Annotated in this window: 11 protein-coding genes; 7 read left to right on the plus strand and 4 right to left on the minus strand. The window is 74.3% G+C overall.

The genetic code is table 11. The features are described 5' to 3' along the window. Positions 1-80: 80 nt before the first annotated feature. From ACFVFS_RS01245 to ACFVFS_RS01260, 4 genes are all read right to left on the minus strand, one after another. A complete protein-coding gene (locus ACFVFS_RS01245; protein WP_380618776.1) occupies positions 81-2,543 on the minus strand; it encodes a transglutaminaseTgpA domain-containing protein in 2,463 nt (820 codons plus the stop codon). Beyond that, positions 2,540-3,862 carry a DUF58 domain-containing protein gene (locus tag ACFVFS_RS01250; protein WP_380618778.1) on the minus strand — a complete coding sequence of 441 codons (1,323 nt, stop codon included), beginning with the start codon at positions 3,860-3,862 and terminating at the stop codon, positions 2,540-2,542. The genes ACFVFS_RS01245 and ACFVFS_RS01250 overlap by 4 nt, the downstream gene beginning before the upstream one ends. 1 nt (position 3,863) lies before the next feature. Continuing rightward, on the minus strand, positions 3,864-4,913 hold the full coding sequence (locus ACFVFS_RS01255; protein ID WP_380618780.1) for an AAA family ATPase: 1,050 nt from the start codon (positions 4,911-4,913) through the stop codon (positions 3,864-3,866). A gap of 282 nt (positions 4,914-5,195) precedes the next feature. After that, positions 5,196-5,735: a beta-class carbonic anhydrase gene (locus ACFVFS_RS01260; protein ID WP_380618782.1), complete on the minus strand. Its 540-nt coding sequence runs from the start codon at positions 5,733-5,735 to the stop codon at positions 5,196-5,198. Positions 5,736-6,242: 507 nt separating this feature from the next. Here ACFVFS_RS01260 and rsmH point away from each other — a divergent pair. From rsmH to murD, 7 genes are all read left to right on the plus strand, one after another. Continuing rightward, a complete protein-coding gene (gene rsmH / locus ACFVFS_RS01265; RefSeq protein ID WP_380618784.1) occupies positions 6,243-7,217 on the plus strand; it encodes a 16S rRNA (cytosine(1402)-N(4))-methyltransferase RsmH in 975 nt (324 codons plus the stop codon). 129 nt (positions 7,218-7,346) lie between these two features. After that, positions 7,347-7,874: a hypothetical protein gene (locus ACFVFS_RS01270; protein ID WP_380618786.1), complete on the plus strand. Its 528-nt coding sequence runs from the start codon at positions 7,347-7,349 to the stop codon at positions 7,872-7,874. Next, positions 7,871-10,111, plus strand: coding sequence for a penicillin-binding transpeptidase domain-containing protein (locus ACFVFS_RS01275; protein ID WP_380618788.1), 2,241 nt, complete (start codon positions 7,871-7,873; stop codon positions 10,109-10,111). The genes ACFVFS_RS01270 and ACFVFS_RS01275 overlap by 4 nt, the downstream gene beginning before the upstream one ends. A 6-nt stretch (positions 10,112-10,117) precedes the next feature. After that, positions 10,118-11,770: a UDP-N-acetylmuramoyl-L-alanyl-D-glutamate--2,6-diaminopimelate ligase gene (locus ACFVFS_RS01280; protein ID WP_380618790.1), complete on the plus strand. Its 1,653-nt coding sequence runs from the start codon at positions 10,118-10,120 to the stop codon at positions 11,768-11,770. Beyond that, the gene (murF, locus tag ACFVFS_RS01285) at positions 11,767-13,167 is read left to right on the plus strand and encodes a UDP-N-acetylmuramoyl-tripeptide--D-alanyl-D-alanine ligase (protein WP_380618792.1); all 1,401 of its coding nucleotides are present in this window, start codon (positions 11,767-11,769) and stop codon (positions 13,165-13,167) included. The genes ACFVFS_RS01280 and murF overlap by 4 nt, the downstream gene beginning before the upstream one ends. Continuing rightward, the gene (gene mraY, locus ACFVFS_RS01290) at positions 13,167-14,228 is read left to right on the plus strand and encodes a phospho-N-acetylmuramoyl-pentapeptide-transferase (RefSeq protein WP_380618794.1); all 1,062 of its coding nucleotides are present in this window, start codon (positions 13,167-13,169) and stop codon (positions 14,226-14,228) included. The genes murF and mraY overlap by 1 nt, the downstream gene beginning before the upstream one ends. Further along, on the plus strand, positions 14,225-15,673 hold the full coding sequence (murD, locus tag ACFVFS_RS01295; protein ID WP_380618796.1) for a UDP-N-acetylmuramoyl-L-alanine--D-glutamate ligase: 1,449 nt from the start codon (positions 14,225-14,227) through the stop codon (positions 15,671-15,673). The genes mraY and murD overlap by 4 nt, the downstream gene beginning before the upstream one ends. Positions 15,674-15,708: the final 35 nt, after the last annotated feature.

Raw genomic sequence — 15,708 nt, forward strand, 5'->3', positions numbered from 1 at the left:
CGCCGGTACCGGCGGACGGTACGGACACGACGAGGGCGGGCAGTCGACCGACTGCCCGCCCTCGTCGTGTCCGGGCGCCGTCAGGACGCCGGGTCGCCGTCGCCCCCGCCGCGGGGGCGGCGCCGGGTCAGCACCCGGCGGACCGGTCCGGTGACCGCTCCCACCGCCCGCCCCACCGCGGCGCCCGTCGCCAGCCGGGCGGTGAGCAGCGCGTCCGAGACGCGCCACCGCAGCTGGGCGGAGGAGGGCGGCAGCAGCACCGCCCGGATCCGCTCCCGCCGTCCGAGCCGGGCCCGCAGACCGTCCCGGGCGGTCCGGACGTCCGCCGCCAGCGGCTCGCCGATCTGCGCGGAGCGGGCGTAGAGCACCCGCTCGGTGGCCAGCGCGACCCGGCCGGCGGCGGCCGCCGAGGCCTCGTCCAGCTCACCGGTCTCGGCGATCCGGCGGGCGGCGGCGCGCGGGGTGCGCGACTCGTCCGGCGGGATGCCGAGGTCCCAGGCGGAGTCGATCAGCTCGTCCCAGGCGGCCAGCACCTGGGCGTCGGTGAGCCCGCCCGGACCCGGTCCGCCGGGGCGGCGCCGCCCGCCCGCGCCGAGCCGGCGCCGGCGCAGCAGGGCGCGCCAGGCCATCGGCACCAGCAGCAGGACGAACAGCAGCACCCCGACGACCAGGCCGGCCAGGGCCTTGCCGGAGGGCAGCCTGAACCCTTCGTGGGCGCCCGCCGCGGTGTCGCGCCTGTCGCCGCAGTCGCCGGTCCGGCGCAGCTTGGCGTCGCAGTCGGGGTTGGCGGACGGCACCTGGACCGGCGCGGTGGTCTGCGGCTGCGAGGTCGGCGCGGTGCTCGGCTGGGTGGCCGGCGAGGAGACCGGGTCCGAGTAGTCGGGCTGGATGCCGCGGGTCGGGGTGGGCTCGAAGCGCAGCCAGCCGTAGCCCTCGAAGTACAGCTCGGGCCAGGCGTGGTACATCGAGTCGGTCACCGAGTAGACGTTTCCGCCCTTGGTGTTGCCGGGGGTGAAGCCGAGCGCGACCCGGGAGGGGACGTCCAGGATGCGGGCCATCACCGCCATGGTGGAGGCGAAGTGGACGCAGAAGCCGCGGCGGCGGTCGAGGAAGTCCGCCATCGCGTCGCTGCCGCTGTCGGTCCTGGTGGTGACGTCGTACGTGAAGTCCGGGCCGGTGAACCAGGCGCGCAGCGCCTCCATCTTGTCGTACGCGTTCTTCGCGTTCTTCGTCTTCTCGAACGCGGTCTTCCGGACCACCTCGGGCAGAGCGGGCGGCACGGCGAGGTACCGCTGGCGGATCCGCTCGGGCGCGGCCGGCGCGGTACGCAGGGCGCTCGCGGTGGGCTGGACCTCCAGCCCGGTGACCGTGTACTTGAGGCCCTTGATCGCCTTCTCCTTGGCGGGGATCAGGCTGGCGGTGGCCTCGTCGAGCTGCCAGGCGCCGTTGTCGCGCAGGGCGACGTTCCGCGCCGGGTAGGGCATCGGCAGCCAGGCCTCGTCCAGCCGGTTGCCGATGATCACGTCGGTCCTGGCCTCGCGGGTGTCGAACGGGCCCAGGCCCTCGGGGGCGGGCAGGGAGCCGGTGAACGGGACCGTGGTCAGCGTGCTGCGCTTCCAGGTGGTGCCGTCGAAGGCGTCCAGCGCGCCGGTGCGCAGATACGTGGCGTCGGCGGACGGGCCCTCCGACGCGTAGGTGAACAGTTCGACGTTGCGCGGGCTGGGGAGCGTCCCGGTCAGGGCGACCAGCGGGTCGAGGCTGCTGACGCCCGCGGCGCCGCGGCCGGAGGCCGTTCCGGAGCCGGTGTGCAGCAGGCCGGAGCCCCAGCGCGGCAGGAAGGCCGGCAGCAGCAGGGCGATCGCGAGGGCCACCACGCCGACCTGGCGGCCGTTCTGGCCGAGCGCGCCCAGGCCGCTGCCCTCGCCGCGTTCGGCGCCCCGGTCGGCGCCGCGGAAGATCCGGCCCCAGCGGGAGACCCGGTCCTGGCCCTCGGCGAACAGCAGCACCAGGTAGCCGGTGGCGGCGGTGGCGAACCAGAGCCAGCTGCCCTGGTTGCCGGCCAGGCCGTTGCCGACCGAGTAGAGCGCGAGCAGCGGCAGCCCGGCCAGGGCCGAGCGGCGGTAGGTGACCGCGAGGGTGTCCACCGCGACGGCGATCACGCCGACCGCGCCGACCAGGATCAGCCGCAGGCCGGGGTTGGGCGGGGCCGGGATGGCGTAGTCGCGGACGTCGTTGAACCCCTGGCCGAGGATCCGGCCGAGGGTGTGGACCGACTCGGAGCCGGGCACGACGCCGCCGAAGACCGCCGCGGAGGAGGCGAAGCCCAGCAGCAGCAGGACGAACAGCACCAGCAGCTGGCCGATCGGGACGGTCCACCGGTAGAACGGCGTGCGCCGCAGTCCGGCGCCGACCGCGGCGATGACCGCCACCACCAGGGCGGCGTTGACGATCCAGCCCTTGGTGGTCAGCAGCGGGGTCAGGCAGAGCGCGGCCATGAGGGTGGCCAGCGCCGAGTACACGGTCAGTTTGGCCCGGGTGGTCACGCGCCGGCCTCTTCTCGGTAGGGGGCGGGCGACTCGGCCCGGTCGGCGGCCCGCCACAGCTCGGGGACGGAGTCGCCGGCGCGGACGGTGAGCACCGTCCAGCCGGCCTCGCGCAGCCGGCGCGCCCGGTCGCGGAACTCCTCGCCGCCGGTGTCGGGGGCGAGCATCCGCAGGCCGGCCCAGGTGCCGGTGTCGAGCAGGAAGACGACGGCGCCGCCGGTGCGGCCGCGCAGCCGGGCGAGCCGGGCGGTCTGCTCCTCGTCGAGTTCGCCGAGGACGGCCACCAGCAGGCCCTCGCCGCCGGCCCGCAGCGGCTCCTCGGCGCGGGAGAGCCCGGCCCCGTCGGAGAGGTCGACGACCGCGAGCGCGTCCAGGATGACACCGGAGGTGTCGGCGGCGCTGTGCCCGCCGTCGCCGTCGGTGCTGGGGACGGCGTGGCCGGTGTCGGTGAGCAGACGGGTCTGGTAGCCGCGCTCCAGCAGGTGCGCGGCGACGGAGGCGGCGCAGCTGACGGCCCATTCGAAGGAGGAGGCCGGGCCGCTGCCCCGGTGGCCGGTCTCCCGGGTGTCCAGCAGGACGGTGGCGCGGGCCCTGCGGGGCTGCTCCTCGCGGCGGACCATCAGTTCGCCGTAGCGGGCGGTGGACTTCCAGTGCACCCGGCGCAGGTCGTCGCCGGCCCGGTACTCGCGCAGGATGACGTCGTCGTCGCCGGCCAGCGCGAGGGCCCGGGTGTGGCTCTCGCCCTGCCCGGCCCACTCGCCGCTGAGCCGCACGTAGGGCAGCGCCAGCACCTGCGGGACGACGGTGAGCACGTCGGAGGCGGCGAACGAGCGGTTCAGCTCGCACATTCCGAACGGGTCGGAGAGCCGCAACTGGAGCGGGCCGAGCGGGTAGCGGCCGCGCAGGTCGGAGCGGACCCGGTAGGAGACCTCGCGGTGGCCGCGCGGCTCGACCCGGTCCAGCACGAACCGCGGGCGCGGTCCGAGCACGTACGGGACCTTGTCCTCCAGGAGCAGCAGGCCGGTGGGGACCCGTGAGACGTTGTCCACCCGCAGGTGCACCCGGGCCTCCTGGCCGGCCACCGCCCGGTGCGGGGTGAGCCGGCGTCCGCTGGCGACCCGGTAGCGGGTGTTGGCCAGCAGCAGCACGGCGGCCAGCGGCAGTACGGCGAGCAGCACGCCGACGCGCAGCAGCGCGTCCTGGCCGAGCAGGTACGCGCAGACCACCGCGGTCAGCCCGGCGGCGAGGAAGGACCGCCCCCGGGTGGTGAGGCCGCGCAGGCCGGCGCGCAGGCCCGACGGTTCGTCGGACGGGCCCACCTCAGCCCCTCCGGACGGCGCTGCCGCCCTGCTGCGGGCGCGGCAGCGGCAGGCGGGCGACCAGGTCGGCGACGATCTGCTCGGAGGTGCGGCGGCTGAGCTGGGTCTCGGCGGTCGGCATCAGGCGGTGGGCGAGCACCGGGACGGCGAGGCGCTGGATGTCGTCCGGGGTGACGTAGTCGCGCCCGTCCAGGGCAGCGGCGGCGCGGGCGGCCCGGACCAGGTGCAGGGTGGCGCGCGGCGAGGCGCCGAGCCGCAGCTCGTGGCTGCTGCGGGTGGCGGCGACCAGGTCGACGGCATAGCGGCGGACCGGGTCGGCGACGTGCACGGTGCGGACCAGCTCGACCAGCTTGAGGATGTCGGCGGCGTGCGCGACCGGCTGGAGGTCGTCCAGCGGGCTGGCGCCGGCGTGCACGTCGAGCATGGCGAACTCGGCCTCGGGGCTGGGGTAGCCCATCGAGATCCGGGCCATGAAGCGGTCCCGCTGGGCCTCCGGGAGGGGGTAGGTGCCCTCCATCTCGACCGGGTTCTGGGTGGCGACCACCATGAACGGCGAGGGCAGCTCGTAGCTGGTGCCGTCGATGGTGACCTGGCGCTCCTCCATCGACTCCAGCAGCGCGGACTGGGTCTTCGGCGAGGCGCGGTTGATCTCGTCGCCGACCACGATCTGGGCGAAGATCGCGCCGGGGCGGAACTCGAAGTCGCGCTGCTGCTGGTCGAAGATGTTGGTGCCGGTGACGTCCGAGGGCAGCAGGTCGGGGGTGAACTGGATGCGCCGCACGGTGCAGTCGACGGACCGGGCGAGCGCCTTGGCGAGCATCGTCTTGCCGACGCCGGGCACGTCCTCCAGCAGCAGGTGGCCCTCGGCGAGCAGCACGGTCAGGGCGATCCGGACGGCTTCCGGCTTGCCCTCGATCACGTTCTCGATGTTGGCCCGGACCCGGTCGACGACGGCGGCGAGTTCCGGCAGACCGACCGGGCTGTAGCCCGGTGCCTCCTGGCCGCCCCCCGCACGACCGTTGAGACCGGCCTGATCGCTGTAGCTCGTCACCCGTTCGCTCCCTGGCACACCACGACCGGCTCCGTCCGAGCCCGGCCCCACCCCATGCTGGACGCGGCCCCTCCGGGAGCGGTTCCGCGTGCGGGAGCCGGTGCCGGGGTACGGCCTGCGGCTGGCCGCCCCAGGTGGTTCGAGGTCAGACCGGCAGGCGCATTCTCCCCCCTGCGGGCGTCAGAAGTCACCACTTGGAAGGGCCGCCCAGGTCGGGGGAGGGGGCCGGGGGCACCCGGCGGGCCCGGACGGCGTCGGCCGGGCCGGTCGGGCGGCGGGGGATCAGCCGATCTCGCGCAGCAGGCCGGTGTGGACGTCGAACACGAAGCCGCGCACGTCGTCGGTGTGGAGCAGGAAGGGCGAGGTGCGGACCCGCTGCATGGACTGGCGGACGTCGCCGTCCAGGTCGACGAAGGCCTCGACCGCCCACTGCGGACGCTGGCCGACCTCCAGCTCCAGCTCGCGGCGGAAGTCCTCGGTGAGGCCGAGCAGGCCGCAGCCGGTGTGGTGGATCAGCGCGATCGAGCGAGTGCCGAGGGCGCGCTGGCTGATGGTGAGGGAGCGGATGGTGTCGTCGGTGACCACGCCGCCCGCGTTGCGGATGACGTGGGCGTCGCCGAGTTCCAGGCCGAGCGCGGCGAACAGGTCGAGACGGGCGTCCATGCAGGCCACCACGGCGATCCGCTGGACCGGGCGGGCGTCCATGCCGCCGTCGCGGAAGGTCAGCGCGTACGCGCGGTTGGCCGCGACGAAGCGGTCGATGATGGTCGGGGTGGGGTCGGCAGCGGCGGTCGGCGTGGGCCGGTCGGGAGTCACTGTCATGGTGAAGACGTTAGTGCGATTTCCGTGTTCGCGGTGGGGCTGATTGCGACAGAGCGGACGCCTGTGACCGAGGGCGTCCCCACAACGCCGGGGCGGGCGGGAGTCCGCCGTCCGGGTGGCCCGGCCAGGCCTCTGGCATGTGCCACCAGCACCGTCCCGACCTGCGGAGATCCGTACCGCCGCCCGGGTGGTGCGCCGGAGCGGGCCATTGACTGACGGGGCGTGCGCGATAGAGTTGCGGCGCAGTGGAGCACACCCGCCGGGGCCCGTCAACCGGGCCTTTCCGGCCGTGCGGTGACCGACGCGGCCCGTGGCCTCCACCCGCTCTCCGTGCCACCTGGCGCACCTTCCCCGGCGCCGGGCGGACACGACCTTCCCCTTGAGCGGGCGGGGACCACGGGCCGCGCGGCCCGGCCCGTGCGACGGCTCCGCCGCGTGGTGGGACAGAATGGTCGGAGCTCCCCGGACGTCGGGCGGCTTTCGCACCGAGGAAGGGCGCCACAGCGCATGACCACCAACGATCCGGCACCCAAGCACGTCCCGGTGATGCTGCAGCGGTGCATGGACGCGCTGGCCCCGGCGATCTCGCGGCCCGGCGCGGTGGTGGTGGACGCCACCCTCGGCCTCGGCGGCCACAGCGAGGCCCTGCTCACCCAGTTCCCGGACGTCCGGCTGATCGCGGTGGACCGCGACCCGGCGGCGCTGAAGCTCTCCGGCGAGCGGCTGGCCCCCTTCGGCGACCGGGCCACCCTGGTGCACGCCGTCTACGACGAGATCCCCGAGGTGCTGGAGCGCCTCGACGTCCCGAAGGCCGACGGCATCCTCTTCGACCTCGGCGTCTCCTCGATGCAGCTGGACGAGGCCGACCGCGGCTTCGCCTACGCCCAGGACGCGCCGCTGGACATGCGGATGGACCAGACCCGGGGGATCAGCGCGGCCGAGGTGCTGAACACCTACAGCCACGGCCAGCTGGCCCGGATCCTCAAGGTGTACGGCGAGGAGCGGTTCGCCGGCAAGATCGCCTCGGTCATCCTCCGGGAGCGGGAGAAGGAACCGTTCACCACCAGCGCGCGTCTGGTCGATCTGGTGCGCAACGCCATCCCGGCCGCCACCCGCCGGACCGGCGGGAACCCGGCCAAGCGGACGTTCCAGGCGCTGCGGATCGAGGTCAACGGCGAGCTGGAGGTCCTGGACCGGGCGATCCCCGGGGCGCTGGACGTCCTGGCGCTCGGCGGGCGGATCGCCGTGATGTCCTACCAGTCGCTGGAGGACCGCCTGGTCAAGCAGTACTTCGCGGCCGGGGCCACCAGCACCGCTCCGCCGGGGCTGCCGTTCGTCCCCGAGGAGCACCAGCCCTGGCTGAAGCTGATCACCCGCGGTGCCGAGTTGGCCACGGAGGAGGAGATCGAGGAGAACCGGCGCGCCGCGCCCGTGCGGCTGCGGGTGGCGGAGAGGATCAGGGACCGAAGCACCCGGGGCTGACCGGCACCGGGGCGGTCCGAAGGGCGGAGGAACGAAGTGGTGGGGCCGGTGGCCGGAGGCGGGGCGGGGGTCCGGGTGCTCCCCGGACAGAGCGGCAGGGCGCGGATCACCGTGCGCCCTGGTCGGCCGGTGCGGGGGCGTACGCCGTTCGCGGTGCTGGTGGTGCTGTTGCTCGGGGCCGGGCTGCTCGGACTGCTGGCGCTGAACACCGCGCTCAACGAGGGCTCCTTCGAGCTGTCCCGGCTGCAGCGGCAGACCACGGTGCTGACCGACGAGCAGCAGGGGCTGCAGCACCAGATCGACCAGAACTCCGCGCCGGACGCGCTGGCCCGCCGGGCCGCCGAGCTGGGCATGGTGCCCGGCGGCGGGATGGCCTTCCTCGACGTGCCGAACGGCGGCGCGGTGGTCGGCACGCCCAAGGCGGCCCAGGACAGCCCGCCGGTGAAACGGTCCACCGCGGAACCGTGGCCCGGGACGCTGCCCGCGCCGGGCGCCCAGCCGAGCGGTCAGCCGACCCCGGCGGCGACGGCCCCGGCCGCCCCGCCGCCCGCCGCGGTCCCGCCGACCGGCCCGGCGACGGGCGGCGACGTCACCGTCCAGGTCAACCCGGGCACGGCGAAGCCGTCGCCGCACGCGAGCGGGGGTGCCGGCCGATGAGCACGCCCCGTCAGCCCTCCGGCGGCGGTAGCGGCGGGCGCCGGCCCGTCAAGGGCGCCGCGCCGCGTCCGGACGCCCCGCGCGGACAGTCCGCCGGCCGCGCCCAGAGCCCCAAGGCGCCGAACCCGAAGGCACAGGCCCCCAAGGCGCAGGCCCCCAAGGCACAGACGCCCAGGTCGCAGAGCCCCAAGCCGCAGGCCGCCAAGCAGCCGGCCGCCAAGCCGCCGGCCGCCAAGGGACAGGGCGTCCGGCCCCGCCCCGCGGGCGCTCCGCAGCAGCGCCGCTCCGACGGCCGCCCGCCGGTCCCGCGGCCGCGCCCGCAGCGCCGCCCGCCGGCCCGCCGCCCCGCCCCCCGGGGGATCCGGCTGGCCGATCCGCGCCGCCGCCTGCGGGTGATCACCATCGCGCTCTCGGTGGTGTTCTCGGTGTTCGCCGGGCGGCTGGTCCAGCTCCAGCTGCTGGACTCCGACGCGCTGGCCGCCGACGCCAACACCAACCGCTACCTGAACATCCCGATCACCGCCGAGCGCGGCTCGATAACGTCCTCCGACGGCGTCGCCCTGGCCACCACTGTCGACGCCTACGACATCACCGCCGACCCGGCGATGTTCACCCCCGAGGCGACCGGCCTGCCCGACGCCCCGGAACAGGCCGCCGCGCTGCTGGCGCCGATCCTCGGCGTGCCCAAGGAGAAGATCGCCGCCGACCTGCACACCCCCAAGTCCCGCTACAAGCGGCTGGCCGCCCAGCAGAGCCCGGACGTCAAGAACCAGATCAGCGACCTCAAGTCCGGCCTGGAGAAGCAGGCCGGCTCGCGGGCCTGCCAGGCCCAGAAGCGGCTGCTGAACAAGCCCGCCGAGGAGGGCGGCCGCACCCGGGTGGACAACGAGTGCGTCAACCCGCTGGCCGGCGTCTTCAACCGGGACACCCAGAAGCGGGTCTACCCGTCCGACGGGCTGGCCGCCAACCTGGTCGGCTTCGTCAACGCCGAGGGCGAGGGCGCCGGCGGGCTGGAGCAGCAGTACCAGAAGCTGCTGGCCGGCAAGGAGGGCCGCAGCAGCTACGCCCAGGCCGGCGGCCGGCTGGTGCCCACCGCGGGCGGCTCGCTGGACCCCGCCGTGCCCGGCACCGACCTGCGGCTGACCGTCAACCGGGACATCCAGTGGGCGGCCCAGCGCGCCATCACCGACCAGGTCGCCAACGCCGGGGCGGAGAAGGGCTACGTGATCGTCCAGGACGTGCGGAACGGGCAGGTGCTGGCGATGGCCACCTCGCCCGGCTTCAACCCGAACGACCTGAGCACCGCCAAGAACTCGCAGCTCGGCAACGCCGCCCTGCAGGACGCCTACGAGCCCGGCTCCACCGCCAAGCTGATGACCATGGCGGCCGTCCTGGACACCGGCAAGGCCACCTGGGACACCAAGGTCACCGTGCCGTACCCGCTGGTCCGCGGCGACGTGGCGTTCAAGGACGACATCGAGCACGAGACCTGGTACCTGACCCTGGCCGGCGTGCTCGCCAAGTCCTCCAACATCGGCACCATCGAGGCCGCCCAGACCCTCGGCGCCACCCAGCCCGAGGCGAACCAGGTGCTCTACGACTACCTGCGGAAGTTCGGCATCGGCCAGCAGACCGGCCTGGGCTTCCCCGGCGAGACCGCCGGACTGCTCGACAAGCCGGAGGACTGGAAGGCGTCCAAGCAGTACACCATCCCGTTCGGCCAGGGCCTGTCGGTCAACGCGCTGCAGGCGACCTCGGTGTTCTCGACCATCGCCAACGGCGGGGTCCGGGTGGCGCCCAGCGTGGTCCAGGGCACCACCGCGCCGGACGGCAAGTACACCCAGGCCCCGGCGTCCGAGCAGTCCCGGGTGGTCAGCGAGCAGACCGCCAAGACCCTCACCGAGATGCTGGAGTCGGTCGTCTCCGACGAGCAGGGCACCGGCGGCAAGGCCGCGATCCCCGGCTACCGGGTCGCCGGAAAGACCGGCACCGCCAACCGGGTGGACCCGAAGGTCGGCGGCTACCGCGGGTACACCGCCTCCTTCATCGGCTTCGCCCCGGCCGACCAGCCCCGGGTCACCGTCTCCTGCGTGATCCAGGACCCGGTCAACGGCCACTTCGGCGGCCAGCTGTGCGGCCCGGTCTTCAAGCAGGTGATGGAGTTCACCCTCAAGACCCTCCAGGTCCCGCCGAGCGGCAGCGAGGCGCCCAACCTGCCCGTCGAGTGGAAGCCGTGATCGACCATGAGCAACGACCGGGCGGGTGCGGCCGCCGGTGCGGAAAAGGGCCGGTTTGGCCCTGGACGCCCTTCGGCGGATAGCCTCTCCGCCGTGCCGAAACCCGATCAAATCACCGTGAGCCCGCCCCGCCCCGCCCGGACCGGCGCCCGTCCGCTCGCCGAGGTCGCCCGCCTGCTGGGCCTCGACCCCGTCGAGGGGCCCGAGGTCACCGGCGTCACCCACAACGCCCGCGAGGTCCGCCCCGGCGACGTGTACGTGGCGTTCCCGGGCGCCAACCACCACGGCGCCTCGTTCGCCGGGCAGGCCGCCGAGGCCGGCGCGGTCGCGGTGCTCACCGACCCGGCCGGCGCCGAGCTGGCGGCGGGCAGCGGCCTGCCGCTGCTGGTCGTCGACCGGCCCCGGGCCCGGATGGGCGAGCTCGCGGCCGCCGTCTACGACCGGCCGTCCGATCGCCTGCTGATGATCGGGCTCACCGGCACCAACGGCAAGACCACCACCTCCTACCTGGTCGAGGGCGGCCTGCGCGGCGCCGACCGCCATCCCGGTGTGATCGGCACCGTCGAGATGCGGGTCGGCGACGAGCGGATCAAGAGCGAGCGGACCACCCCCGAGGCCACCGACCTGCACGCGATCCTCGCCGTGATGGGCGAGCGCGGCGCCGACGCGGTGACCATGGAGGTCTCCAGCCACGCCCTGGTCTACGGCCGCACCGACGGCGTGGCCTACGACGTCGCGCTGTTCAACAACCTCACCCCCGAGCACCTCGACTTCCACCCGGACATGGAGGACTACTTCCAGGCGAAGGCCCGGCTCTTCCAGCCCGGCAAGTCCCGCGCCGGCGTGGTCAACCTGGACGACGCCTACGGCCGCCGGCTCGCCGCCGAGGCGAAGATCCCGGTCGCCACCTTCTCCGCCACCGGCGCCCCCGGGGCGGACTGGCGCGCGGTGGACGTCCAGCTCGGCCCGATCGGCTCGACCTTCCGGGTGCTCGGCCCCGACGGCGCCGAGGCGGACGCCTCCGTGCCGCTGCCCGGGCCGTTCAACGTCGCCAACGCACTGGCCGCGATCGTCGTGCTCGCCACCGCCGGGCTGCCGCTGGAGCGGGCCGTGGCCGGTGTCGCCGCCGTCCCCGGCGTGCCCGGCCGGCTGGAACGGGTGGACGCGGGCCAGCCGTACGTCGCGGTGGTCGACTACGCGCACAAGCCGGACGCCCTGGAGGCCGTCCTCGGCTCGCTGCGCGAGGTCACCAAGGGCCGGCTGCACGTGGTGGTCGGCTGCGGCGGCGACCGCGACCCGCACAAGCGCGCCCCGATGGGCGGCATCGCCGCCCGGCTCGCCGACACCGCCCTGCTGACCAGCGACAACCCGCGCAGCGAGGACCCGCTGGCGATCCTCGCCAGCATGCTGAACGGCGCCGCCGCGGTGCCCGAGGCCGAGCGCGGCGCCGTGCTGGTCGTGCCCGACCGCGCGGAGGCGATCGAGCTGGCGGTCGCCCGCGCCCAGGCCGGCGACACCGTGCTGGTGGCCGGCAAGGGCCACGAGCTCGGCCAGTACGTACGAGACGAGATCCGCCCCTTCGACGACCGGGAGGTGCTGCGCGAATCCATCGCGCGGACCACGGCCGCCCGGGGCACCGGAGGAGTAGAGCAGTCGTGATCGCACTGACCCTCGCCGAGGTGGCCGCCGCAGTCGGGGGAACCCTGTCCGGCGCCGACCCCGACGCCCTGGTGACGGCCCCGGTCGAGGTCGACTCCCGCAAGGTCCGCCCCGGCGGGCTGTTCGCGGCCTTCGTCGGCGAGCACGTGGACGGCCACGACTACGCGGCCACCGCGGTCGGGGCCGGCGCCGTCGCGGTGCTGGCCTCCCGCCCGGTCGGCGGTCCCGTCGTCCTGGTCGACAGCGTGGTGGACGCCCTCGGCAAGCTGGCCCGCACCGTCGTGGGCCGCTCCGAGGCCGCCGTGGTCGCGCTGACCGGCTCGGCCGGCAAGACCAGCACCAAGGACCTCATCGCCCAGCTGCTGGAGCGCCTGGGCGACACGGTCTACCCGCCCGGCTCGCTCAACAACGAGATCGGGCACCCGATGACCGCCCTGCGGGTCGAGGACGCCACCCGACACCTGGTGCTGGAGATGGGCGCCCGGCACAAGGGCGACATCGAGTACCTCACCTCGATCACCCCGCCCCGGATCGGCCTGGTGCTCAACGTCGGCACCGCGCACGTCGGCGAGTTCGGCTCCCAGGAGGCGATCGCCGAGGCCAAGGGCGAACTCGTCGAGGCGCTGCCCGCCGACGGCACGGCGATCCTCAACGCGGACGACCGACTGGTGCGCGCGATGGCCGCGCGGACCAGGGCGAAGGTGGTGTTCTTCGGCGAGTCCGCGGAGGCCGGCGTCCGGGCACAGGACGTTCGCCTGGACTCCACCGGACGTCCATCCTTCACGCTGAGCACCCCGGCCGGTTCCGCACCCGTGCAGCTGCGCCTGTACGGTGAGCACCACGTCTCGAACGCCCTCGCCGCCGCCGCGGTGGCGATGGAGCTCGGGATGACCGTCGACGACACCGCCGAAGCGCTGAGCCAGGCGGGTGCGCTGTCCCGCTGGCGCATGGAGGTCGTCGACCGGGCCGATGGTGTCACCGTCGTCAACGACGCCTACAACGCGAACCCCGACTCGATGCGGGCCGCGCTGCGGGCGCTCATCTCGATGGGGGGGCGCGGCCCGGAGCGCCGCCGCACCTGGGCGGTGCTCGGCGAGATGCGGGAGCTCGGCGAGGACAGCCTGGCCGAGCACGACGCCATCGGGCGGCTCGCCGTCCGGCTGGACGTCACCAAGCTGGTGGCGGTCGGCGGACGCGAGGCGGCCTGCATGGAACTGGGCGCGAGGAACGAAGGTTCGTGGGGTGAGGAGTCGGTGCTGGTGTCCGACGCGGACGCGGCGGTCGAGCTGCTGCGCAGTCAGCTGCGGCCGGGGGATGTGGTGCTGGTGAAGGCCTCCCGTTCGGTGGGGCTGGAGAAGGTGGCCGAGGCCCTCCTCGCGGACGGTGCGGCCGAGTAATGAAGCAGATCCTCTTCTCCGGCATGATCGGCCTGATCCTGTCGCTGGTCGGCACCCCCGCGCTGATCAAGCTGCTCGCCCGGCAGGGCTACGGCCAGTACATCCGCGACGACGGCCCCAAGGCGCACCACAGCAAGAAGGGCACGCCCACCATGGGCGGCATCGCGTTCATCCTGGCGACCCTGGTCGCCTACTTCGCCACCAAGGCGATAACGCGCGAGAGCCCGACCGCCTCCGGGCTGCTGGTGCTGTTCCTGACCACCGGTCTGGGCCTGGTGGGCTTCCTCGACGACTACATCAAGGTCGTCAAGCGCCGCTCGCTGGGCCTGCGGGCCAAGGCCAAGCTGGCCGGCCAGTCGATCGTCGGCCTCGCCTTCGCGGTCCTGGCCCTGCAGTTCCCCGACAACGCGGGCCGCCGCCCGGCCTCCGAGCACCTGTCCTTCGTCCGGGACTTCGAGTGGGCGATCGGCCCGGTGCTGTTCGTCATCTTCGCGTACTTCCTGATCGCGGCCGCCTCCAACGGCGTCAACCTGACGGACGGTCTGGACGGCCTGGCCACCGGCGCCTCGGTGATGGCCTTCGGCGCCTACACCTTCATCGGCGTCTGGGAGTACGGCCAGAGCTGCGCCTACGTGGCCTCGGCCACCTCGAACTGCTACGACGTCCGCGATCCGCTGGACCTCGCGGTGGTCGCGGCCGCCCTGATGGGCTCCTGCTTCGGCTTCCTGTGGTGGAACACCTCGCCCGCCAAGATCTTCATGGGCGACACCGGCTCGCTGGCCCTCGGCGGCGCGCTGGCCGGTCTGGCGATCTGCTCGCGCACCGAGATCCTGCTCGTCCTGCTGGGCGGCCTCTTCGTGATCATCACCCTCTCGGTGATCATCCAGGTCGGCTCGTTCCGGATGACCGGCAAGCGCGTGTTCAAGATGGCCCCGCTGCAGCACCACTTCGAACTCAAGGGCTGGAGCGAGGTCCTGGTCGTGGTCCGGTTCTGGATCATCCAGGGCCTGTGCGTGGCCGTCGGCCTCGGCCTCTTCTACGCGGGATGGGTGACCGGATGACCGTCGCCGAACCGACCGGCCCGGACTGGGCCGGGCTCCCGGTCGCCGTCGCCGGGCTGGGCGTCTCCGGCATCAGCGCCGCCCGGGTCCTGCACGGCCTCGGCGCGCAGGTCACCGTCGTGGACGGCGGCTCCGGCGAGGGCCTGAAGGCCCGCGCCGCCGAGCTGGAGGCGCAGGGCGTCACCGTCCGCCTCGGCGACGGCGCCACCCTGCCCGAGGGCACCCGGCTGGTCGTCACCTCGCCCGGCTGGCCGCCGAGCAGCCCGCTGTTCGCCGCGGCCGCCGAGGCCGGTGTCGAGGTCTGGGGCGACGTCGAGCTGGCCTGGCGGCTGCGCAGGCCGCTGCCCGCCACCGGCGAGCCCGCCCCCTGGCTGGCCGTCACCGGCACCAACGGCAAGACCACCACCGTCCAGATGCTCGCCTCGATCCTCACCGCCGCCGGCCGGCGCACCGCCGCCGTCGGCAACGTCGGGGTCTCGGTGCTGGACGGGGTGCTCGCCGAGGAGCCCTACGACGTGCTCGCCGTCGAGCTCTCCAGCTACCAGCTGCACTGGGCGCCCTCGCTGCGCCCGTACGCGGCGGCCGTGCTCAACCTGGCGCCCGACCACCTCGACTGGCACGGCTCGATGGAGGCGTACGCCGCCGACAAGGGCCGGATCTACGAGGGCAACGTCGTCGCCTGCGTCTACAACCTGGCCGACCCGGCCACCGAGGCACTGGTCCGCGAGGCGGACGTCGAGGAAGGCTGCCGGGCGATCGGTTTCGGCCTCGGCGCGCCCGGCCCGTCGAACTTCGGCGTGGTCGAGGGCCTGCTGGTGGACCGGGCCTTCGTGGCCGACCGGGCCAAGAACGCCGCCGAACTCGGCGCGGTCGAGGACGTCAACCCGCCGGCTCCGCACAACATCGCCAACGCCCTCGCGGCCGCGGCGCTGGCCCGGGCCTACGGGGTGGAGCCGAAGGCCGTCCGGGAGGGCCTGCGGGCCTTCCGCCCGGACGCGCACCGGATCGCCGAGGTCGCGGTGGTCGACGGCGTCACGTACGTCGACGACTCCAAGGCGACCAACACCCACGCCGCCGCGGCCTCGCTCGCCGCGTACCGGCCGATCGTCTGGATCGCCGGCGGCCTGGCCAAGGGCGCGACCTTCGACGACCTGGTCCAGGGCGCGGCCGAGCGGCTGCGGGCCGCCGTGCTGATCGGCGAGGACCGCGCGCTGATCCGCGAGGCGCTGGCGCGACACGCGCCGGATGTCCCGGTGATCGAGGCGGCCGAGGGCCAGACTGGCGCGGTGGCGATGACCGAGGTGGTCCGTGCGGCCGCGTCGCTCGCCCGAACGGGTGACACGGTGCTGCTGGCACCGGCCTGCGCCTCGATGGACATGTTCACCAACTACGGCGAGCGCGGCGACCTGTTCGCCGCGGCCGTCCGGGAGCTGGCGGACCGGTAGGGACGTGGACGGGCTCCGGCCTGAGGGACGAGATG

Source organism: Kitasatospora sp. NPDC057692, assembly GCF_042799475.1.
Classification (GTDB): domain Bacteria; phylum Actinomycetota; class Actinomycetes; order Streptomycetales; family Streptomycetaceae; genus Kitasatospora.

Excerpts from the sequence above, each read along its gene's own strand:
- ACFVFS_RS01260 (WP_380618782.1), bottom strand. The coding sequence starts at position 5,735 with ATGACAGTGACTCCCGACCGGCCCACGCCGACCGCCGCTGCCGACCCC.
- rsmH (WP_380618784.1), top strand. The coding sequence starts at position 6,243 with ATGACCACCAACGATCCGGCACCCAAGCACGTCCCGGTGATGCTGCAG.
- ACFVFS_RS01275 (WP_380618788.1), top strand. The coding sequence starts at position 7,871 with ATGAGCACGCCCCGTCAGCCCTCCGGCGGCGGTAGCGGCGGGCGCCGG.
- ACFVFS_RS01280 (WP_380618790.1), top strand. The coding sequence starts at position 10,118 with ATGAGCAACGACCGGGCGGGTGCGGCCGCCGGTGCGGAAAAGGGCCGG.
- mraY (WP_380618794.1), top strand. The coding sequence starts at position 13,167 with ATGAAGCAGATCCTCTTCTCCGGCATGATCGGCCTGATCCTGTCGCTG.
- murD (WP_380618796.1), top strand. The coding sequence starts at position 14,225 with ATGACCGTCGCCGAACCGACCGGCCCGGACTGGGCCGGGCTCCCGGTC.